The organism is Rhodopseudomonas palustris, assembly GCF_003226555.1.
In the GTDB taxonomy this organism is placed as follows: Bacteria; Pseudomonadota; Alphaproteobacteria; order Rhizobiales; family Xanthobacteraceae; genus Rhodopseudomonas; species Rhodopseudomonas palustris_I.
This window is the reverse complement of record NZ_QKQS01000026.1, coordinates 324,348-346,012: the sequence shown is the minus strand read 5'-3', so window position 1 is coordinate 346,012 and position 21,665 is coordinate 324,348. Positions and strand designations below refer to the sequence as shown.

At 66.2% G+C, this 21,665-nt stretch carries 17 protein-coding genes; 11 read left to right on the top strand and 6 right to left on the bottom strand.

Features of this window, described 5'->3' with window-relative positions:
• The first annotated feature begins 10 nt into the window (after positions 1-10).
• The 8 genes from DNX69_RS22020 (at position 11) to DNX69_RS21985 (ending at position 10,776) form a co-directional block, all read left to right on the top strand.
• Complete coding sequence (locus tag DNX69_RS22020) at positions 11-901, top strand: ABC transporter permease (protein ID WP_110788118.1); 891 nt, start codon at positions 11-13, stop codon at positions 899-901.
• Between the two features lie 223 nt (positions 902-1,124).
• The gene (locus tag DNX69_RS22015) at positions 1,125-2,777 is read left to right on the top strand and encodes an ABC transporter ATP-binding protein (RefSeq protein WP_110788117.1); all 1,653 of its coding nucleotides are present in this window, start codon (positions 1,125-1,127) and stop codon (positions 2,775-2,777) included.
• Between the two features lie 131 nt (positions 2,778-2,908).
• Positions 2,909-4,411, top strand: a complete 1,503-nt coding sequence (locus DNX69_RS22010; RefSeq protein WP_110788116.1) for a M81 family metallopeptidase — start codon at positions 2,909-2,911, stop codon at positions 4,409-4,411.
• A gap of 225 nt (positions 4,412-4,636) precedes the next feature.
• A complete protein-coding gene (locus DNX69_RS22005) occupies positions 4,637-5,632 on the top strand; it encodes an alpha/beta fold hydrolase (protein ID WP_110788115.1) in 996 nt (331 codons plus the stop codon).
• Between the two features lie 173 nt (positions 5,633-5,805).
• On the top strand, positions 5,806-6,849 hold the full coding sequence (locus DNX69_RS22000) for a hypothetical protein (protein ID WP_110788114.1): 1,044 nt from the start codon (positions 5,806-5,808) through the stop codon (positions 6,847-6,849).
• A gap of 18 nt (positions 6,850-6,867) precedes the next feature.
• Entirely contained in the window at positions 6,868-7,977 is a 1,110-nt protein-coding gene (locus tag DNX69_RS21995) for an AAA family ATPase (protein ID WP_110788113.1), read from the top strand.
• Positions 7,970-9,346: a vWA domain-containing protein gene (locus DNX69_RS21990; RefSeq protein WP_110788112.1), complete on the top strand. Its 1,377-nt coding sequence runs from the start codon at positions 7,970-7,972 to the stop codon at positions 9,344-9,346. The genes DNX69_RS21995 and DNX69_RS21990 overlap by 8 nt, the downstream gene beginning before the upstream one ends.
• 32 nt (positions 9,347-9,378) lie before the next feature.
• A complete protein-coding gene (locus tag DNX69_RS21985) occupies positions 9,379-10,776 on the top strand; it encodes a carotenoid oxygenase family protein (RefSeq protein ID WP_110788111.1) in 1,398 nt (465 codons plus the stop codon).
• A 23-nt stretch (positions 10,777-10,799) separates the two neighbouring features.
• Here the strand turns inward: DNX69_RS21985 and DNX69_RS21980 are convergent, their stop codons facing one another.
• Positions 10,800-12,686, bottom strand: coding sequence for a sigma-54-dependent Fis family transcriptional regulator (locus DNX69_RS21980; protein WP_110788110.1), 1,887 nt, complete (start codon positions 12,684-12,686; stop codon positions 10,800-10,802).
• A gap of 257 nt (positions 12,687-12,943) precedes the next feature.
• Here DNX69_RS21980 and adh point away from each other — a divergent pair, with 257 nt between their 5' ends.
• Positions 12,944-14,446 carry an aldehyde dehydrogenase gene (adh, locus tag DNX69_RS21975; RefSeq protein ID WP_207803180.1) on the top strand — a complete coding sequence of 501 codons (1,503 nt, stop codon included), beginning with the start codon at positions 12,944-12,946 and terminating at the stop codon, positions 14,444-14,446.
• Positions 14,447-14,630: 184 nt separating this feature from the next.
• Positions 14,631-15,782 (top strand): L-threonine dehydrogenase, encoded by a 1,152-nt coding sequence (yiaY, locus tag DNX69_RS21970; protein ID WP_110788108.1) that lies wholly within the window; start codon positions 14,631-14,633, stop codon positions 15,780-15,782.
• Positions 15,783-15,908: 126 nt separating this feature from the next.
• On the opposite strand, the gene DNX69_RS21965 is transcribed toward yiaY, so the two are convergent.
• On the bottom strand, positions 15,909-16,748 hold the full coding sequence (locus DNX69_RS21965) for a DUF1194 domain-containing protein (RefSeq protein ID WP_110788107.1): 840 nt from the start codon (positions 16,746-16,748) through the stop codon (positions 15,909-15,911).
• Between the two features lie 203 nt (positions 16,749-16,951).
• Between DNX69_RS21965 and clpS the strand changes: the two genes are divergently transcribed.
• A complete protein-coding gene (gene clpS / locus DNX69_RS21960; protein WP_110788106.1) occupies positions 16,952-17,257 on the top strand; it encodes an ATP-dependent Clp protease adapter ClpS in 306 nt (101 codons plus the stop codon).
• Positions 17,258-17,515: 258 nt separating this feature from the next.
• Here the strand turns inward: clpS and DNX69_RS21955 are convergent, their stop codons facing one another.
• The 4 genes from DNX69_RS21955 to fabI all read right to left on the bottom strand — a co-directional run bounded on the left by DNX69_RS21955 (position 17,516) and on the right by fabI (position 21,594).
• A complete protein-coding gene (locus DNX69_RS21955; protein ID WP_110788105.1) occupies positions 17,516-18,712 on the bottom strand; it encodes an adenylate/guanylate cyclase domain-containing protein in 1,197 nt (398 codons plus the stop codon).
• Between the two features lie 110 nt (positions 18,713-18,822).
• Positions 18,823-19,911: a chorismate synthase gene (gene aroC, locus DNX69_RS21950; protein WP_110788104.1), complete on the bottom strand. Its 1,089-nt coding sequence runs from the start codon at positions 19,909-19,911 to the stop codon at positions 18,823-18,825.
• A 114-nt stretch (positions 19,912-20,025) separates the two neighbouring features.
• Positions 20,026-20,619 carry a histidine phosphatase family protein gene (locus DNX69_RS21945; RefSeq protein ID WP_110788103.1) on the bottom strand — a complete coding sequence of 198 codons (594 nt, stop codon included), beginning with the start codon at positions 20,617-20,619 and terminating at the stop codon, positions 20,026-20,028.
• Positions 20,620-20,772: 153 nt separating this feature from the next.
• Positions 20,773-21,594 (bottom strand): enoyl-ACP reductase FabI, encoded by an 822-nt coding sequence (fabI, locus tag DNX69_RS21940; protein WP_110788102.1) that lies wholly within the window; start codon positions 21,592-21,594, stop codon positions 20,773-20,775.
• Positions 21,595-21,665: the final 71 nt, after the last annotated feature.

The following is a 21,665-nucleotide window of genomic DNA, read 5'->3' as shown; positions in this document are numbered from 1 at the left end:
CGCGCGCACAATGGCGATCGATACCATGTCCGAACCGACCCTTCCGGTGCCGCGGCCGATGCGCCCGCGCCTCGGCTTTCTGCTCTCGACCCCGATTATCGCTGCGGCGACGATCTGCCTGACGCTTGTCGTGCTGATGGCGATCTTCGCGCCGTGGCTGGCGCCGCACGATCCGGTGAAGCTGGCGCCGGCGCTCCGGCTGAAGCCGCCGAGTGCCGAGTTCCTGCTCGGCACCGACGCCTATGGCCGCGATCTGCTGTCGCGCATCATTTATGGCGGGCGGGTGTCGCTGTTGATCGGCATTGGCTCGGCGATCTTTGCGATCGCGATCGGCCTGGTCGTCGGCCTGGTCGCCGGCTTCTTCCGCTGGGTCGACGCGGTGATGATGCGGATCATGGACGGCCTGATGGCGATCCCCAGCATCCTGCTGGCGATCGCCGTGGTGTCGCTGTCCGGCGCGAGCCTGACCACGGTGCTGATCGCGATCACCATTCCGGAGATTCCGCGGGTGGCGCGACTGGTGCGCTCGGTGGTGTTGACCGCACGCGAGGAACCATATGTCGAGGCGGCGATCTCGCTCGGCTCCAGCCTGCCGAAGATCATGTGGCGGCACCTGATGCCCAATACCGTGGCGCCGCTGATCGTTCAGGGCACCTATATCGCGGCGTCCGCAATCCTCACCGAAGCGATCCTGTCGTTCCTCGGTGCCGGCATCAGCCCGGAGACGCCGACCTGGGGCAACATCATGGCCGAGGGCCGCGCGGTGTTTCAGATCAAGCCGATGCTGATCTTCTGGCCGGGCCTTTTGCTGTCGATCGCGATCCTCTCGGTCAACCTGATCGGCGACGCCGCCCGCGATGCGCTCGACCCACGGATGAAACAGCGCGAGGGCTCGCGATGAAGAGGCAGCTCATCATGTCTGCTCTCCCAGCCCCGCAACGCGCACCGACCTCACCTCTCCCCGCGCGCGGGGAGAGGTCGGATCGCATCGCCAGATGCGATCCGGGTGAGGGGGCTCATCCACGCGGCCGAGCCGCTCTGACTCGCGGACACGCCCCCTCACCCCAACCCTCTCCCCGCTTGCGGGGAGAGGGAGCGCGCCGTGCCCGACTGCGGAGCCCGACATGACCGATAACGTTCTCGAAATCGACAACCTGGTCGTGCGGCTCGGCAAGAGCGGCAACGGCGACAAGGTGATCGACGGCATTTCGCTCACCGTCGGCGCCGGCGAAACGATGTGCCTGGTCGGCGAAAGCGGATCGGGCAAATCGGTGACGTCGCTCGCCACCATGGGACTGCTGCCGAAAGGCGTACTGCAAGCATCCGGCGGCGAGATCCGGCTCGCCGGAGAGAACGTGCTTGCCGCCAGCGAGCGCCGGCTGCGCCAGCTCCGCGCCTCGCGGATGGCGATGATCTTCCAGGAGCCGATGACCGCGCTCAACCCGGTGGTGCCGGTCGGCAAACAGATCGACGAAGTGCTGCGCTTCCACACCGATATGCCTGCGCGCGAACGTCGCCGCCGCATCCTCGACATGATGGAGCAGGTGCGGTTGCCCGAGGTCGAACGGATCTTCGCCTCGTATCCGCATCGACTCTCGGGCGGCCAGCGCCAACGCATCATGATCGCGATGGCGCTGGTGCTCGAGCCGAAGCTGCTGATCGCCGACGAGCCGACCACCGCGCTCGACGTCACCACCCAAAAGCAGATCCTGACCCTGATCCGCGAATTGCAGCAGGCGCACGGCACTGCCGTGCTGTTCATCACCCACGACATGGGCGTGGTGGCCGAGATCGCCGACCGGGTCGCAGTGATGCGTCACGGCCGGCTGGTCGAGACCGGCCAGCTCGACGACGTGCTGCGCCGGCCGCAGATGGAGTACACCCGCAACCTGCTGTCGGCGGTGCCGAGCCTGGTGCCGCGCGCGCCGCGCACGCCGCAGGCGCTGTCGGTGGTGCTCGAAGCGAACGAACTCGGCAAGGTGTATCGCGAGCGCTCGTTGTTCGGCCATCAGCGAGAAGTGGTCGCGGCGAAAGACGTGACGCTGACGCTGCACAAGGGCCGGACTCTCGGCATTGTCGGCGAAAGCGGCTCGGGAAAATCGACGGTGGCACGTTGCATCGTCCGGCTGATCGACCCGACCTCGGGCGGCATCCGGCTCGCCGGACGCGAGATCTCCGAGCTGTCGCGGCGTCTCCTACGGCCGCATCGCAAGAAGATTCAGATCGTATTCCAGGACCCGTATCGCTCGCTCAATCCGCGCGTCAACGTCGGCGAGAGCATCGCCGAGGGACCGATCAATTACGGCATGCCGCGGGCGGAGGCCCTGGCGAAGGCGCGCGATCTGCTCGAACTGGTGCATCTGCCGCCGGACGCGATCAACCGCTTCCCGCATCAGTTCTCCGGCGGCCAGCGCCAGCGCATCGCGATCGCCCGCGCACTGGCGCTCGAGCCCGACGTGCTGGTGGCGGACGAGGCGGTGTCGGCGCTCGACGTCTCGGTGCAGGCGCAGGTACTCAAGCTGCTCGACGAGATCCAGACCCGGCTCGGGATCGCACTCTTGTTCATCACCCACGATCTCCGCGTCGCCGCTCAGATCTGCGACGATGTCGCGGTGATGCAGAAAGGCCGCGTCGTCGAACAGGGCCCGGCCGCCGAGGTGCTGACCAATCCGAAGCAGGTCTATACCCGCCAACTGCTCGAAGCCGCCCCTGGCCGCGATTGGGACTTCGCCAATTTTCGGCCGGTCCACGAAGCGCCGCAAGCGGCGGCGAGTTGATCATCCCCTCCCCACTGTCATTCCGGGGCGCTCACGCAGTGAGCGAACCCGGAATCCCGAGATGACCTGAACCTCTGGATTCCGGGCTCGCGCTGCGCGCGCCCCGGAATGACGAAGCAAGAGAAACAACCATGACCCGCATCGCCGTCGGCGGCTTCCTGCACGAAACAAACACCTTTGCGCCCACCAAGGCGACCTGGGAGGCGTTCGTGCACGGCGGCGGGTGGCCGGCGATGACGATCGGCGCCGATGTGCTCAAGGTGATGCGCGGCATCAATGTCGGGCTCGCCGGCTTCGTCGACGAAGCCGATGCCAAAGGCTGGGAGCTGATCCCGACCATCGCCTGCGGCGCCAGCCCGTCGGCGCACGTCACCGAGGATGCTTTCGAGCGTGTCGTCAAAATCATGATCGACGGCATCAAAGCAGCCGGCAATCTCGATGCTGTGTATCTCGACCTGCACGGCGCGATGGTGACCGAACATCTCGACGACGGCGAAGGCGAGATCCTGGCGCGGGTACGCGACGTGATCGGCCCCGGTCTGCCGCTGGTGGTCAGCATCGATCTGCATGCCAACGTCACGCCGCGGATGGTCGAGCATGCCGACGCGCTGATCGCCTATCGCACCTATCCGCATGTCGACATGGCCGACACCGGCCGCGCTTCGGCCAAACACTTGGAGCTGCTGCTGAGCAGCGGCCAGAAGCTCGCCAAGGCGTTCCGGCAACTGCCGTTCCTGATTCCGATCTCGTGGCAGTGCACGTTCGATCAACCGACCAAGGGCATCTACGACAAGCTCGCAGCGCTGGAGAGTGATGTCGTGCCGACGCTGTCGTTCGCCCCCGGCTTCCCCGCCGCCGACTTTCCGGATTGCGGCCCATCGGTGTTTGCCTATGGTCTCACCCAGGCCGATGCCGACGCTGCTGCGGATGCGGTTGCGGCGCTGGTGATTGGCCACGAGGATGATTTCGACGGCAAGATCTTTTCGCCCGACGAGGGCGTGAAGCATGCGATCGAACTGGCGCGGACCGCGGCGAAACCGATCATCATTGCCGACACCCAGGACAATCCCGGCGCCGGCGGCGATTCCGACACCACCGGGATGCTGCGCGCGTTGGTACGCAACAATGCGAAAGGCGCCGCGATCGGCGTGATCTACGATCCGGACGCCGCCAAGGCCGCGCATGCGGCAGGCGTCGGCGCGATGATCTCGCTGGGGCTCGGCGGCAAGTCCGGCATTCCCGGCGACGCGCCGTTCGAAGAGATCTTCGTTGTCGAGCAGCTTTCCGATGGCCGCTTCGTCGCACCCGGCCCATATTTCGGCGGACGCGAGATGGAAATGGGCCCGTCGGCCTGCCTGCGGATTGGCGGGGTGCGCGTGGTGGTGGCGTCGCACAAAGCACAGCTCGCCGATCAGGCGATGTACCGCTATGTCGGGATCGAGCCGACCGCGCAGGCGATCCTGGTGGTAAAAAGCTCGGTGCATTTCCGCGCCGACTTCCAGCCGATCGCCGAGCGGCTGCTGATCTGCGCCGCACCCGGCGCCATGCCCGCCGACACCGCGGCACTGCCGTGGACGCGGCTCCGGCAGGGCGTTCGTGTCAAGCCGAATGGACAACCATTCGCAGCGAACTAACAACTTCCATGATCGACTGACGTCAACTCGCGCTGACGCTACTGCCCTCGTCATCGCACCAGCCCGCGGTTCGACTATCATGCATGGATGAGTCGATCCAGGCGCGCCGCATTGTATGTGAGTACCACTTTTGTATTTGGCGCGCCGAAGCCGCACGCAACGTGGAACCTTCGCGGCTTCACGCGATTGGCTCGACGGTTCGCTCCAATTCAAGAGAGGTCGCAGATGCCGTTGGTCAGTGGACAAACAATCGATGCAGGGCGCATCAAGCAGAATCATGCGCGAGCAAGTCTCGCCAATCCGGTGGCCGGCGCGCGAACCGACATTACCAGCGTGGTTGGACGGCTCGCCGTCTATGCCGCGGGCGACACGAAACCGGACGGCAGCGGCACGCCCCTGCTGCTGATCCACAGCATCAACGCCGCGGGCTCGGCCTACGAGGTCAAGCCCCTGTATGATTACTACGCGCAGCATCGCCCGGTGTATGCGATTGACCTGCCGGGCTTCGGTCAGTCTGATCGCGACGACCGCGAATACACCGCGCGGATGATGACCGACGCGGTGCATGCAGCGGTCGAGCAGATCCGCCGCATCCATGGGGAGCAGCCGATCGACGCGCTGGCGCTGTCGCTGGCCAGTGAATTCCTCGCCCGCGCAGCCACCGAAACGCCGCAGGCGTTTCGCTCGCTCGGCTTGATCAGCCCGACCGGCTTCGAAGGCAAGGCGCGCGACGCACGCACCCCCGGCACCCGCGGTCGCTCGTGGATCATCGACGTATTGCGCGTCAAGCTGTGGGACCGGGGCTTCTTCAAGATGCTCACCGCCCGGCCGGTGATCCGCAAATTCCTGGAGAAGGCGTGGGGCTCGAAGAACATCGACGAGCCGATGGTCGACTACGACTACGCCACCACGCATCAGCCCGGCGCCCGCCATGCGCCGTATTACTTCGTGGCCGGCTTCATGTTCAGCACCGACATCCTCAACGTCTACGAACAGCTCCGGCTGCCGGTGTGGATGGCGCACGGCGTGCGCGGCGACTTCGTCGATTATCGGCACAAAAGCCGCGTCGCCGGCCGTTCAAACTGGACCATCGTGCAGTTCGATACTGGCGCGTTCCCGCACTTCGAAGTGCTGGATCAGGTGGTATCTTCGTATGAGAAGTTCCTGACCGAACTGCAGCCGAGCGATGCCAATAAGCCAACCTTGGTTCATTCAGCGTGAGGCTGGCGCATGCGCAACGCAACTCCGCAGATCATGATCAACAACAGCGTGAGTTGCGTTCGCCTCGCAGTTGAAGAAACTATAGCCTACGCGATCCATGGAACGCGATTCCCGGCGCAGCTTCCGCATCGGACAGCGCCAGGAGGGCTTCAATTGCGGAGGTTGCTGACGGAATGAACTACGCACAGCTTCTCACCGGACCTGCCGACACTGACGCGACGCCGATTCATCCGCTTACCCACCACGAGATCCTCTCTCTGGTGCAGCCGTTTACGCGGCGCGGCTATCAGGTCGACCTCGCCGCCACCGACCGGATTGCCCGGCGGCTGATGTTCAAGCCGGTGATGCACGATGAAGCAGGTCAGGGCGGCATCGATGCCACCGAGCTGCTGCAGCTCGACAGCTCGCGCCCCGGCCAGCATGTTCTGATTCGAAACCTGACATTGGCGAACGGCCTGGCGGCAACGCTCGAGACCCAAGGCGACGATATCGATCGCCTGCTGCAGCGAATCCAGACGGTGCTGCCGCAACAGCAATTTCGGACGGTCGAAGGCACGGTGATCGCGCTGAGCTATCGCCTCACCGCAAGCAAGACGCCACAGGTGGGTGACGCCACGGTGCAGCGCGTGTTGCTGCGCGGCGAAGCCGAGGTCGCTGGCTTCCGCGTAGTGTTGCGCGGCGCGCAGGTGCGCGGCTATCCGGCCGAGATCGACATCACCCCGCGCACGCAAGGCGTACCTCTTCCGGAGGATCTGCTCGCGGTGATCGGCTGGGCATGGTCGCCGCTGCGCAAGAGCAAGGCCGGCTTCACCGGCAAGGTCCAGGTGCGCGGCCAGGAGCCGGAGCGGAGCCCGCGAGTGGAGGCTGCGCTCGAGCGCACCGTCGCGCATCTCGCCCGCACCCTGACGCGACCGCCGGCCGCCTACTACGAGACGCTGCGCGGCGCGCGTTGGAAGGTGACCTTCCGCCGCGCGATCCCGGCGCTGTTTTTCGGCGGCCTGATCGCCGGTGCGGCCAGCCTGACGCTGATCGACGTGCCCCAGGATTCGATCTTCAACCTACTCCTGATGGGCGCACCGCCGCTGCTGATGTTCGGCGCGTTCGGGATGCGCGAGACGCCGTCGCTGGAAATTCCGCCACTGCCGCGGCGCTGGAAGGCGACGTGGCTGCCGGAGCCTGAGGCCGCTCCATCACAGATGGAAGCGCAGACGACCTGACGAGCGAGGACACGATCGATGCACGGCAACCCGATGAACATCCCCCCGGTCTCGATCGCTGCCGCCAAGGCCGCTCTGATCGAGCAATACGCCGACCCGACACTGCGGCGGCGGGCGTCGATGCTGTGGGGCACGCGCGGTGTCGGCAAATCGTCGATCGTGCGCCAGATCGCGGCGCATTATCAGGTGCCGCTGATCGATCTGCGGCTGACCACGATCGAGCCGGTCGACATCCGCGGTGCGATCTATGCGGACGAGAACCTGGCCAAGACGGTGTGGTTTCCGCCGGAGTTCCTGCCGTCGCGCGACCAGCCCGAGGGCGTGTTGTTTCTCGACGAACTCACGGCCGCCGATCAGCGGCTGCAGATTTCGGCCTATTCGCTGATCCTCGATCGCCGCGTCGGCAATTATCATTTGCCCGACGGGTGGCAGGTGGTGGCCGCGGGCAACGCCAGCTTCCACGGCGCGATCAGCCACGACATGGGCACTGCGCTCGCCGACCGCATGTTCCACTTCAACGTCCAGACGGCGATCGACGCCTTCCTCGGCCACGCCATGGCCCACGACTTCGCGCCCGAAGTGATGGCATATCTGAAGATCCGCCCCGACAAGCTCGACGACACCCAGGCGCAGCTCGCCGGTGATCATCTGATCGGCGCCAGCCCGCGTGGCTGGGAGGACATCAGCAACGTGCTGAAATCCGCCTTGTCGGATCACGCCAAGCGGCTGTTCGTACAGGGACGGATCGGCGCCGCCAATGCCGCGGAGTTCTTCGGCGTGCTGCGCGAGATCCAGGCCGGCACCGACGTGCTCAAGCTGCTCGCGGCGCGTCCGGGCCCGGAGACCGCGGCGCTGCTGCCGAAGTCGCTCGATGCGCTGTACGGCATGCTGTACGGGCTGCTCGCCGCCTGCACCGACAAGGACACGCTCGCGCGGGCGCTGGAGATCATCGAGCAATTACCTGACATCCGCAGCGCCGTGCCGCTGCCGGTCCGCGAAGCGCAGACGCTGGCAATGGAGCTATTGATGCAGCGCGGCCTGGAGAACGGCCTCGAAGCCGCGATCCTCGACAGTCCGGCCTACGCCAGCTACGCCGGCCGCCGACAATTGGAAGCCGCAGATGCCTGAGCCCGGCGGGCCGTATAGCCATCGCGGCACGCGCGCGATCCAGCGCATGGTGGAGTTCGCGCCCTCGACCGGCGGGCTAGCGCTGTGGGTGCAGCATCGCGACTTGCCGGACGACACACCTGCGGAAGCTCCTGCGGCGGTGACCGACGGCACGACGGTGTACTACAGCGCCGCGTTCGAACGACTGCCGCTGCCCGACCAGGTGGGCGTCGTGGCGCACGAGGTGCTGCATATCGCGCTCCGCCACTCGCAGCGCTTCGTCGAGCTTCAGCGCACCCAGGGCGACGTCGACCTCGAACTCTTCAACGTCTGTGCCGACGCCATCGTCAACACCACGCTGGCGCATCTGAGCTGGCTGCACTTGCCGGACAATGCGGTGATGCTCGAACAGATCGTGTTCAAGGCGCTCGGCCGCGAGCAGCAGCCGGAATCGGCGCTGCTCGAATGGGACGTCGAGAAGCTGTACCGCGCGATCGACGACCGCGACGACGGCAGCAGCGGCAAGCAGCAGTCCGGCCAGCAATCGCAGCAGGGATCAAAGCCAGATTCGTCCGGCTCCGGCGGCAAGGACCAAGCGCAATCGCAATCCGGCGCCTCGCAGAGCGAGAACGCCCAGCGCGGCGACGGTGCCCGCTCCGCCAAGGTGCGAGCGCTCGGCGCCGGCGGCGCTCGCGACCTGGTGCCGAACCCCGAGGCTCAGTCAGCCCCCGAACACGAGGCAGAGCTGGCGCGCGAATGGAGCGAGCGCATCCTGCGCGGCCATGCCGGGGACGGCGCATTCTCGATGCTGCGCGCGCTGATCGCTGATCTGCCGCACAGTCGGACGCCGTGGACGCAGGTGCTGCGGGTGCAGCTCGCGCGCGGCCTCGCCCGCAAGCCGGCGCTCACTTGGTCGCGCCCGACCCGTTCCTACATCGCCAATCAGGGCCGCGCCGGCAATCATCGGATGCCGTTCGAGCCGGGCTTCTCGCCGACCAAGAACGAGCCGCGGCTGGCGCTGATCATCGACGTTTCCGGCTCGATCGACGATCAGCTGATGCAGCGCTTCGCGACCGAGATCGAAACCATCATCCGGCGCCAGGAAGCCGGTTTGGTGCTGATCATCGGCGACGAGCGGGTGCGGCAGGTCGAGTTCTTCGAGCCGGGCCGACGCTTCGTGCTCAGTGAGATCGAATTTGCCGGCGGCGGCGGCACCAATTTCACGCCGTTGCTGACCGAGGCCGACCGCCACAAGCCCGACATCACCGTGGTGCTGACCGACCTCGAAGGCCCGGCGGAGTTCAAGCCGCGCTGGCCGGTGATCTGGGCGGTGCCCCAGGAACATGCCCACGCGGTGCAGCCGTTCGGACGGCTGCTCGCACTCGACTGACGACTTGCGGCGATGACGAGGAGGCCGACGATATGCTGCAGGTGAGAGGCGTCCCGACGACCTGGGACAACATCGCGCCGATCCCGATGGAATGCGACGCGCCGTTTCTCGCGATCAAGGGCGAGCTGCCGCGCGAGCTGAATGGCACGCTGTACCGTAACGGCGCCAACCCGCAATTCGTCTCGCCGAATGCGCATTGGTTCTTTGGCGACGGCATGCTGCACGCATTCCATCTGGAGGATGGCCGCGCGTCGTATCGTAACCGCTGGGTGCGGACGCCGAAATGGCTAGCCGAGCACGCAGCCGGCCGGCCGCTCTACGGCGAATTCAATATGCGGCTGAAGGATGCTCCGGCCTCGACGCCACGCGACGGCAACGTCGCCAACACCAACATAGTGTATCACGCCGGCCGGCTGCTGGCGCTGGAGGAAGCGCATCTGCCGATGCAGATCGAGCCGGACACGCTGGAGACGCGCGGCTATTGCGACTATGGCGGCGCGCTGCAGGGGCCATTCACGGCGCATCCGAAGATCGATCCGGTGACCGGAGAAATGCTGTTCTTCGGTTACAATGTCGGCCGGCCGCTCGGCCGCGGCATGATGCACGGCGCGATCGATGCCTCGGGACGGCTGACGCGGCTGGAGCGCTTCAAGGCGCCGTACTCGGCGATGGTGCACGATTTCATCGTCACCGAAAAGCATGTGCTGTTTCCGATTTTGCCGCTCACCGGCAGCATCTGGCGCGCAGTGCGCGGCAAGCCGCCTTACGCCTGGGAGCCACGCAAGGGATCCTATGTCGGCGTGATGCCGCGCAGCGGCGGCGTCCGCGACATCCGTTGGTTTCGCAGCGAGCCGTGCTTCGTGTTCCACGTCATGAACGCCTGGGACGAGGGCAACACGATCATCGCCGACGTGATGCAGTCGGAAGCGCCGCCGTTCTTCACCGATACGAACGGCCGTCCGACCGATCCGGACAAAGCGCGCGCCCGGCTGTGCCGTTGGACGTTCGACCTCGCCGGCCGCAGCGACAGCTTCCAGCGCACCTACCTCGACGACATCAATGGTGAATTTCCGCGGATCGATGAACGCCACGCCGGCTTGCGCAGCGGCCACGGCTGGTACGCCTGCATGAATCCGGAAGCGCCCGATGTGCTGTCCGGCCTCGTGCACGTCGGCAGCAACGGCGAACGCCGCGCACGCTACTTCTTGCCGATCGGTGACACCATCGGCGAGCCGGTGTTCGTGCCGCGGAGCAAAGACTCAGGCGAGGCCGACGGCTGGCTGCTCGCAGTGGTGTGGCGCGGCTGCGAGAACCGCAGCGATCTCGCCGTTTTCAACGCGACCGATATTGCGGCCGGCCCGATCGCCCTGGTGCAACTCGGCCATCGTATTCCCGACGGCTTCCACGGCAACTGGGTGGCGGCGGGTTGACGATCCGTCGCCCGCGCAGCGCCTCATCGAATCCGATCCTTGTCCTTGAGTAGGCGGCGATAGTAGGTACTCCGATCGATCCCAAGCCGGCGCGCGGCGCGCGAGACGTTGCCGCCACTGGCGTCCAGGGCGGCCTGCAGGGCGGACCTTGTATGCTCCGCGAGCGAAGTCACCGGCGGCACTAAGCCCTGACTGTCGCATGCACTCACCGCGCGGATTTCGGCTGGAAGTGCCGAAACCTCGACCGGATGTCCCGGCTCGCCGAGCACCAATAGGGCGCGCAGCGTGCCGACCAGCTGCCGGTAGTTGCCCGGCCAGTTGTAGGCGGCGAGCACGCGCTCGACCTCGACCGAGAGCTGGACGCCCGCTTCCTCTCCGCCGAGCTGGCGCCATAGTTTCCGCACCAGCGCGAGCCGGTCCGGGTGATGGCGCACCGGCGGCCGCTCGACGACATATTGGGCGATGCGGAAGTACAGATCCTGGCGGAACGCGCCGGCGGCCAGCAACGAGCCGAGCGGCTGATGCGTGGCGCAGATCAGCGCGAAGTCGACCGGCACTGGACGGCCGCCGCCGAGCGGCGAGATCTGCTTGTCCTGCAGCACGCGCAGCAACCGGCTCTGCAGCGACAGCGGCATGTCGCCGATCTCGTCGAGAAACAGCACGCCGCCGTCGGCCTGTCGCAGCAACCCCGGCGCGCCCTGCCGCCGCGCGCCGGTGAAGGCGCCGGCCTCGTAGCCGAACAGCTCGGACTCGATCAGCCCCTCCGGCAGCGCCGCGCAGTTCACCGGCACGAACGGCTTGTTGCGCCGCGCGCTCTCGGCGTGAACGCGGCGGGCGAACACGTCCTTACCCGATCCGGTCTCGCCGAGCAGCAGCACCGGAATCCCCGCCTCGACCAGCCGGACGGTGCGCGACAGCTGCGCCAACATCTCCGTATCGAGGATCGGCTCGACCTCCCCCACCGGCGACGCCGGCGACGGGGCGGCTACCACCGCAGCGGAAGCCGCTCGGGAGCGGCATTGCGGTGGCTCGACCAGCCGGCCCCATAGCCGCGTGCCACGAGGGCCTCGAAGCATCTGGATCTGATCGGACGGGCGGACACTAGGCAGCAGCGTCTCGAGTCTGGCCAGATCGAGCGCCGGCCAATCGAGATTCATCAGATCGAGGCCGTGGCGGTTGGCGCCGACCAGCACACCGTCGGCAAACGCCAGCACGCCTTCGCGCGGCGTGCCGAGCAGCGCGCGGTCGGTGTGCAACCGCAACACGGTGCAGCGCTCGAATCCTTCCGAGAAGAACCGGTGCTCGATCTGCTCCGCGGCGAGCCGCATCAGGCCGAGCGCATGGACATGGCGAATTGCCGCCGGTCCGGTCATGTCGAGCGCACCCGCGACCCTGCCGCGCGGATCGATCAGCGGTGCAGCGGCGCACGCCAGAATCCGGTGACGCTCGAAGAAGTGCTCGGCACCGTGCACCGCAATCGGCTGGCGCTCGACCAGCGCGGTGCCGATCGCATTGGTGCCAGTGTCGGCCTCGCTCCACGACACGCCGGGCCGCAGCGCCACTTGTGCCGCACGGCCGGCAAATTCGCCGGAGCCGATCATGTCGAGCACCACGCCGGCCGCGTCGGTGAGAATGACGACGCTGCCGGTCAGGCACGCGTCACCTTGCAGTGCATTCAGCTCCGGCCGCGCGAGGCGGCCGAGACGATCATGGCGCTCCTGGAGTTCGCGCAATTCATGGGCGGTGGGCGGCTCGACCAGCGGCGAGCGGCTGGCGTCCAGTCCCTGACCGGCGCAGCGCTGCCACGACCGCAGGATCGGCGCGGCGAGCATTCCATCGACGGGGCGCCCCTCTCCGAAGAAACGGCGGCGCGCAGTGACGACGGCATCACGGCTTGATGCGATTGACATGGGCGGATCCTCGGAGTGTTGGATTCTGCAACAGGTGTTGCGTCCAACTGCTGCAATTATCACACGCAGCCGGAGGTGCTGTCTAGAGATCACCACCAGGCGCTGCCCTCGCCGGATCTAGAATCCTCCCAGCCTTTTCAACGAACTGATCAGTTCGCAAGCGCGATCGCCGCTGGCTGTGCGATCCTTGGCACAGGTTGTGCGTAGTTCCATCCGCTTCAAACAAACGGGAGGAAGCCATGAACCTCATCACAACGATGCATCCGGACGCCAGCACGGTGTTCAAAACTCGCTATGGCAATTTTATCGGCGGTCGCTGGGTGGAACCGATCGACGGACGCTACTTTGACAACACCACGCCGATCACCGGCGCCAAACTGACTGAAATCCCGCGTTCACAGAAGGAGGACGTCGAACTCGCGCTCGATGCGGCGCACACAGCGAGCTCCGGCTGGGCGAAAACCACAACAACAGAACGGTCACTCATTCTCAATCGCATCGCTGATCGGATGGAAGCCAATCTCGATCTGCTAGCGATCGCCGAGACGCTCGACAATGGTAAGCCGATCCGCGAGACGCGCGCCGCCGACCTACCGCTCGCGATCGATCACTTCCGTTACTTCGCAGGTGCGTTGCGCGCGCAGGAAGGTTCGATCTCGGAGATCGACCACGACACCATTGCGTATCACTTCCACGAGCCGCTCGGCGTCGTCGGTCAGATCATTCCGTGGAACTTCCCGCTGCTGATGGCGGCGTGGAAGCTGGCGCCGGCACTCGCCGCCGGCAACTGCGTGGTCCTCAAGCCGGCCGAACAGACTCCCGCCTCGATCTTGGTATGGGCCGAACTGGTCGGCGATCTTTTGCCGCCCGGCGTCGTCAACATCGTCAACGGCTTCGGCGTCGAAGCCGGCAAGCCGTTGGCCTCCAGCCCGCGCATCGCCAAGATCGCCTTCACCGGCGAGACCTCGACCGGCCGGCTGATCATGCAATACGCCAGCGAGAATCTGGTGCCGGTGTCGCTCGAACTTGGCGGCAAATCGCCGAACATCTTTTTTGGCGACGTCGCCGCCGAGGACGATCCGTTCTTCGACAAGGCGATCGAAGGCTTCGTGATGTTCGCGCTCAACCAGGGCGAAGTGTGCACCTGCCCGAGCCGCGCGCTGGTGCAGGAGTCGATCTATGAGCGGTTCATGGAGCGAGCACTCGCCCGCGTCGCCGCGATCCGGCAGGGCGACCCGCGCGACCCGGCCACGATGATCGGCGCCCAGGCCTCGCAGGAACAGCTCGAGAAGATCCTGTCTTACATCGACATCGGCCGGCACGAAGGCGCCGAGCTGCTGGCCGGCGGCGGACGTGCGGAGCTGCCCGGCGATCTCGCCGGCGGCTATTACGTGCATCCGACCGTGTTTCGCGGCCACAACCAGATGCGGATCTTCCAAGAGGAGATCTTCGGCCCGGTGGTGTCGGTCACCACCTTCAAGGACGAAGCCGAAGCGGTCGCGATCGCCAACGACACCCAATACGGTCTCGGTGCCGGTGTCTGGACGCGCGACGGCACTCGCGCCTATCGATTCGGACGCGCGATCGCCGCCGGCCGGGTATGGACCAACTGCTACCATGCCTATCCGGCGCATGCCGCGTTCGGCGGCTACAAGCAGTCGGGCATCGGGCGCGAGACCCACAAGATGATGCTCGATCATTATCAGCACACCAAGAACCTGCTGGTGAGCTACGGCACCGGCCCACTCGGCTTCTTCTAACACGCGACTGATTTCATCGGCGGGTGCACAGCCCTCGGCCGCAGCAACCCCGGACGGCGTCTCCCGCGCCGTTCGGACGGCGGGGCATTGCCCTGCAAAACGGAGCGCATCTGGACCGGCGCACTCGCCGGCCGGACAGCTCATCGACCATCGACCAACAACAAACGCATGGAAGGAAGCACCAATGACCGCAACGACCTTTTTCATTCCCTCTCTCAACCTGTTCGGCGCCGGCTGCGTGTCGAGCGCCGCGGACCACGCCCAGGCCCGCGGCTTCAAGCGCGCACTGATCGTCACCGACAGCGGGCTGCACAAGCTCGGCGTCGCCGATCAGATCGCCTCGATGCTGATCGAGCGCAACGTGACCAGCGTGGTCTTCCCCGGCGCCAAGCCGAACCCGACCATCAAGAACGTCGAGGACGGACTCGCACTGCTGAAGCAGGAAAACTGCGATTGCGTGATCTCGCTCGGCGGTGGCTCGGCGCACGACTGCGCCAAGGGAATCGCGCTCACCGCCACCAACGGCGGCAGCATCAAGGACTACGAAGGCGTCGACAAATCGGCGCACGCCCAGCTCCCGCTGATCGCCGTCAACACCACCGCCGGCACGGCGAGCGAAATGACCCGGTTCTGCATCATCACCGACGAGGAGCGCCAGGTGAAGATGGCCATCGTCGATCGCCACACCACACCGCTATTGTCGGTCAACGATCCGGTGCTGATGCTTGGCAAGCCGCCGGCGCTGACCGCCGCCACCGGCATGGACGCGCTGACCCACGCCATCGAGGCCTATGTGTCGATCGCCGCGACGCCGATCACCGACGCCTGCGCGCTGAAGGCGATGTCGATCATCGCCAACAGTCTGCGCACCGTGGTGGCCGAGGGCCAGAACCTCGCCGCCCGCGAGGCGATGTCGTATGCCGGCTTCCTCGCCGGCATGGCGTTCAACAATGCCTCGCTCGGCTATGTGCACGCGATGGCGCATCAGCTCGGCGGCTTCTACGACCTGCCGCACGGCGTCTGCAACGCGGTGCTGCTGCCGCATGTACAGGCCTACAATGCGCAGGTCGCGGCGGGACGGCTGAAGGACGTCGCCCATGCGCTCGGTGTCGACACCACTGGCCTGACCGACGCGCAGGGCGCCGACGCCGCCATCCATGCGATCCGGCGGCTATCTGCCGATGTCGGCATTCCGTCGGGACTCGGCGGCCTCGGCATGAAGGAGACCGATGTGCCGATCCTTGCCGCCAACGCGCTGAAAGACGCCTGTGGCTTCACCAATCCGAAGCAGGCGACCCAGACCGAAATCGAAACCATCTTCCGCGCCGCGGCCTGACGGCGTCTTCCGAACCTGCGGACGCGCGTCGCGCGTCCGCGCCTTGCCCAGCGCGACTTCGCCGATCCGCAGACGACATCGATTCTGAAGCATTCTTCACCGGCCCGGGAACGACAGGGGGATGCCTCACCGCCCCCAGCGGTCCTGCCAGACCTTCTCGCCGATCAGGCACGACACCCGTGCCGGGCGCTGCTCGTCGGCGATCGGGACGATGCGAGCCGGCGGGACGCGGCCGGCGACTTCCATCACCAGCTTGGTGTGGATCGCTTCCTTGAATTTGGCGCGGTCCTTGATCGTCACCACGAAGGCGCCGGGACCGCCGATCACGCAGTCCTCGTAGTAATAGTCCAGATTCTCGATATCCATCATCGAGTAGGACGGCTCCTTGACCATGATCGGCAGACCGTTGATGACGACGCCCTTGGCGACCGCGGCATCGCGCGCGATCGTCACCGGCTCGCCGTTGTTGTTGGGGCCGTCGCCGGAAATGTCGATCACCCGGCGCAGCCCGTGATACGGGTTCTGCTCGAACAGCGGCAACGCGAAGTTGATCGCGCCGGAGATCGAGGTACGCGAGGCGCGGCGCAGCGGCGCCTTCATGATCTCGGCCGCGACCGCATCGGCCGATTCCGGCCCGTCGATGATCTGCCAGGGCAGAATGATCTTCTGATCGCTGGAAGCGGCCCATTCGAAATAGGTCACCGCGATCCTGCCGTTCGGGCCGGTCTTCAGGGTCTTAAGGAACTCGTTGGACATCAACGCCTGAGCGTAGCCTTCACGCTGTACGGCGAGTTCGTCGACATCCATCGAGTAGGAGACGTCGACCGCCAGCACCAGTTCGACGTCGACCTGCTTGGCGTCGTCGCGCCCCGCTGCGAATTGCGGCGCTTGTTTCGGCGCGGCGACAGCGGCCACGCCGGCCGCCGCGGCCGCGAGCAGGATTCCGATCGAGACCCACCAGCGCATCACCAGCCCTCCGGTCGACCAATCGCGATGGTGACATGCAACTGACGTGACGGAAAGCAGGGCGACCGGTTCCATTCCGATCACTTTCCGGTCACTGGCGATCATGGTTCGTGATCAGGCGGCAGCCGGTTTCGCCGCGGGCACCGACGCTGTAGGATAGCGCCTGCAGTTACTTCAGCAGCGAGCCAACCGGTCGGCACCGAATGAGCAACATCGACCTGAAGCCGAAGACCAAGGCCAAAATCAAGATCGAGCGGCCGAAGCTGCACAAGGTGATCCTGGTCAACGACGACTACACGCCGCGCGAGTTCGTGGTGTCGGTGCTGAAGGCCGAGTTCCGGATGACCGAGGATCAGGCCTACAAAGTCATGCTCACCGCACATCAGCGCGGCGTCTGCGTCGTCGGGGTGTTCACCAAAGACGTCGCCGAAACCAAGGCCACCCGCGCCACCGACGCCGGCCGCGCCAAGGGCTACCCGCTGCTGTTTACGACCGAGCCGGAGGAGTAGTGACCTCCGCGGGATTCCACCTCTCCCCGCGTGCGGGGAGAGGTCGACCCGACGGAGCGAAGCGACGACGGGTCGGGTGAGGGGGCGTCTCAACACGGCCGAGCTTCTCGGCCTTGCAGAAACGCCCCCTCACCCCAGCCCTCTCCCCGCAAGCGGGGCGAGGGAGCCTCATCACTCGTGCGGCAGCAATGTGCTCAACTACCAGTTATCGATTAGTTGCCCGTAGCGCGGCTCAGCATCGTCAGCGACTCTCCGGCCTCACAACCCTTCGGCTGCCAGCGGCGTCTCGTCGGTGAGGCCATGGACACGTTCGGCATGGGAGAAGCCAGCCATCGGGAATTCGCCGAGGTCGCTCCAGCCTTCCGCGCACAGGCCGACAAAGTCACTGGAAGCGACCACGGTGCGGCCGAGGCGGGCGGCGAGCCGCTCGAGCCGCGCGGCGAGATTCACCGCCGGGCCGATGCAGGTGAAGTCGAGCCGGTTGCCGCCGCCGATATTGCCGTACAGCACCTGCCCGACATGCAGGGCGACGCCGAAGCGGAAGCTCTCGATGATGTGGCTGCCATCGACGAAATTCAGCGCCGCGATGCTGGCGCGGCATTCGTTGGCGGCGGCCAGCATCCGGCCGCAGACTTCGGCGGCGTCGGCACCGTCGTCGATCGGAAACACCGCGAGCAGGCCGTCGCCCATGAACTTCAGCACCTCGCCGCCATGGCGCGCGATCGCGGCGACTTGGCAGTCGAAATAAGCATTCAGGACCTTGACCATGATCTCCGGCGGCAGGCCGTCGGACAGCGCCGAGAAGCCGCGCAGATCGGACAACCAGATCGCGGCGCGCAGATGCTCGGCGTGGCCGCGGCGAATCTGGCCGGCGAGAATCCGGGCGCCGGCGCGGTTGCCCACATAGGTGTCGAGCAAATTGGTGGCGATGTCGCGCAGGCTAATCACCTCGACCAGCCGCGACAGCGGCGGCATCATCGCCCGCAGCGCGCCGAGCTGGGAATCGGTGAAGCCGCCGGGCTGCTTGGTGGCGAAGCTGGCGGCGTGATAGGTGCCGTCGAGAAACCGCAGCGGCAGCGCGGTGTAGTCGGTCACGGCTTCGGCACGCAGATCGTCGAGGAACGGAAACCGGGCGCTCTCCGGATCGTCGAGCCGGAAGCGGACCTCGACGCCGTAGTCGTACAGGATCTTCAGCGGACTGCGCTGATACTCCTCGGACATCTCGACGTCCTGGGTGGTCGAGCCGACCTCGACTTCGCCGTCGGCGCGCCAGATGAAACGATGGCCGTAGATGTCGGGGTGCAGGGTCTCGACGAACACGCCGACCCGGTGCAGCGGCAGGCCGGCGGCGACGAGCTGCTCGCAGGTCAGCTTCATCTTCATCGCCGGGTCCGGCTCGGAGCGGGCACCGTCGCTCAGCCAGTCGAGAATGCCGCGGATCTGTTCGGAATGCATGGCAGCACTTTAGACGTCCGCCGTGTCGATTTGTAGCAGGGACGGACTCATGGCAGTCATCCGCCCGACTCCCGAGGCGGAAGTGAGGCCGTGAGCGTCCCGATCTGCAATCAGCCGCCGATTTGGCCGCGGTGGCGCAGCAGATGATCGGCCAGCACGCAGGCGACCATCGCCTCACCGACCGGCACGGCGCGAATACCGACGCAGGGGTCGTGGCGGCCCTTGGTCAGGATTTCAGTGTCGTGGCCAGCGCGGTCGACGGTCTTGCGCGGTGTCAGAATCGACGAGGTCGGCTTGACGGCGAACCGCGCCACCACCGGCTGACCGGTGGAAATGCCGCCCAGGATTCCGCCGGCGTGGTTGGACAGAAAGGCCGGACCATGATTGCCGGTCCGCATCTCGTCGGCGTTCTGCTCGCCGGTCAATTCAGCGCTGGCGAAGCCGTCGCCGATCTCGACGCCCTTGACGGCGTTGATGCTCATCAGCGCCGCGGCGAGGTCGCCGTCGAGCTTGCCGTAGATCGGCGCACCAAGCCCGGCCGGAACGCCCTCGGCGACGATCTCGATCACCGCGCCGATCGACGAGCCGGATTTGCGGATGCCGTCGAGATAATCGGCGAACAGCGCGGCGGCGTCCTTGTCCGGGCAGAAGAACGGGTTGTTGCCGATCTCGTCCCAGTCCCATTTGTCGCGATCGATCTTGTGCGGGCCGATCTGCACCAGCGCGCCGCGCACCGTCATGCCGGCGATCACCTTGCGGGCGACGGCGCCCGCCGCCACCCGGCTCGCGGTCTCGCGCGCCGACGAGCGGCCACCGCCGCGATAATCGCGGATGCCGTACTTCGCCTCGTAGGTGAAATCGGCGTGGCCGGGGCGATACTTGTTCTGGATGTCAGAATAGTCCTTGGAGCGCTGGTCAGTGTTCTCGATCTGCAGCGCGATCGGGGTGCCGGTCGTCACCTGCACGCCGGTCTCGGGGTGCACCATCACGCCGGACAGGATCTTCACCTGATCGGCTTCCTGGCGCTGGGTGGTGAAGCGCGACTGGCCGGGCCGGCGGCGGTCGAGATCGCCCTGGATGTCGGCCTCGGTCAGCGGGATCAGCGGCGGGCAGCCGTCGACCACACAGCCAATCGCCACCCCATGGCTCTCGCCGTAAGTGGTGACGCGAAACAGGTGACCGAAAGTATTGAACGACATGGCGCGGGCCGCCCCTCTTGAACTGTGCCGGTGTGGTAACGCGCCGGCCGGACAGGGTCAAACCGGCCTCTTCCCCCACTCCCACGAGGGGGAAGAGAAGGACGCCGCGGAAGCTCAGCTCACGATCTCGAAGCCGCCGTTACGGAAGACGTAGACGGCGCCCTGCTGGATCGGGCCTTCCAGCGCCTCGCGCGGGGTCTTCAGGCCGAGCGCGACGAACAGGGTGCGGCCGGTGCCGACATGCCCGACCGCGACGGTGTCCCGCGTCAGCGAGGCGACCCAGTCGGCGACGAAGGGCAACCGTTGGGCGTAGCTCTCGCCGCGCAGCGGGGCGACCGACCAGCGGTCGGCGTTGCGCGCGGCGTAGACCGCGGCGTCCGAGCGCTCCATCTCGGCCAGCGTGTAGCCTTCCCAAGCGCCGTAGGTGATCTCCCGCAGCCGGTCGTCGATCGCGTAGCCCTGCGCCGGCAGACCGAGCGCGCCCCGCACCAGCTCCATGGTGACGCGGGCGCGGCCGAGCGGGCTTGCGTGATAGACCAGCTCCACCGGCTGCCGGCCGTCGCGCGCGAGCAGCCCGCCGAGCACGCCGCCGGCCGAAGCCGCCTGCCCCCGCCCCTTGTCGTTGAGAGGAATGTCCTGCGTGCCCTGATAGCGCCCGGTCGCGTTCCAATCGGTCTCGCCGTGGCGGATGAAGTAGATGGTGGGCATGAATGCCGATCAGCCTCAGCGTCATTGCGAGGAGCGAAGCGACGAAGCAATCCAGCAGTCACATGATCTGGGCCCTGGATTGCTTCGCTTCGCTCGCAATGACGGGACAAATGCAATGCGCGAAAGCCCGCGCATGACGATTCTGGTTGTGTCTCAGTCCTTCCCGCCCAGCGAGATGTCCGGCGCGTCGGGGCGTTTCATGCCGACGACGTGGTAGCCGGAATCGACGTGATGGGTTTCGCCGGTGACACCACGCGACAGGTCGGACAGGAAATACAGCGCGCTGTCGCCGACCTCGTCGATCGTCACGGTGCGGCGCAGCGGCGCGTTGTATTCGTTCCACTTGAGAATGTAGCGGAAGTCGCCGATGCCGGACGCCGCCAGCGTCTTGATCGGGCCGGCGGAGATCGCGTTGACGCGGATGTTCTTTTCGCCGAGGTCGGCGGCGAGATAGCGCACGCTGGCCTCCAGCGCCGCCTTGGCGACGCCCATCACGTTGTAATGCGGCATCCACTTCTCGGCACCGTAGTACGTCAGGGTGATGATCGAGCCGCCATCGGTCATCAGTTTCTCGGCGCGCTGCGCGATCGCAGTCAGCGAGTAGCACGAGATCAGCATCGACTTGGAGAAGTTCTCCGGCGTGGTGTCGACATAGCGGCCGTCGAGCTCGTCCTTGTCGGCGAACGCGATGGCGTGGACCACGAAGTCGATCTTGCCCCACTTCTCCTTCACCGCGTCGAACACCGCGTCGATGGTGGCGCCGTCGGTGACGTCGCAGTGCCCGAGCACGAGGCCGCCGAGTTCGGCGGCGAGCGGCTCCACCCGCTTCTTCAGCGCGTCGCCCTGATAGGTCAGCGCGATTTCGGCGCCCTGCGCGCGGCAGGCTTTCGCGATGCCGTAAGCGATCGAACGGTTGTTAGCGACGCCGAGAATCACGCCGCGTTTGCCCTGCATCAGGCCGGAAGCTGTCGACATGGAGGATCCTATCGTCTTGCAATCGGCCTTCGACCTACACCACCGGCCGGGCCGGGTACAGCCCAATGTCC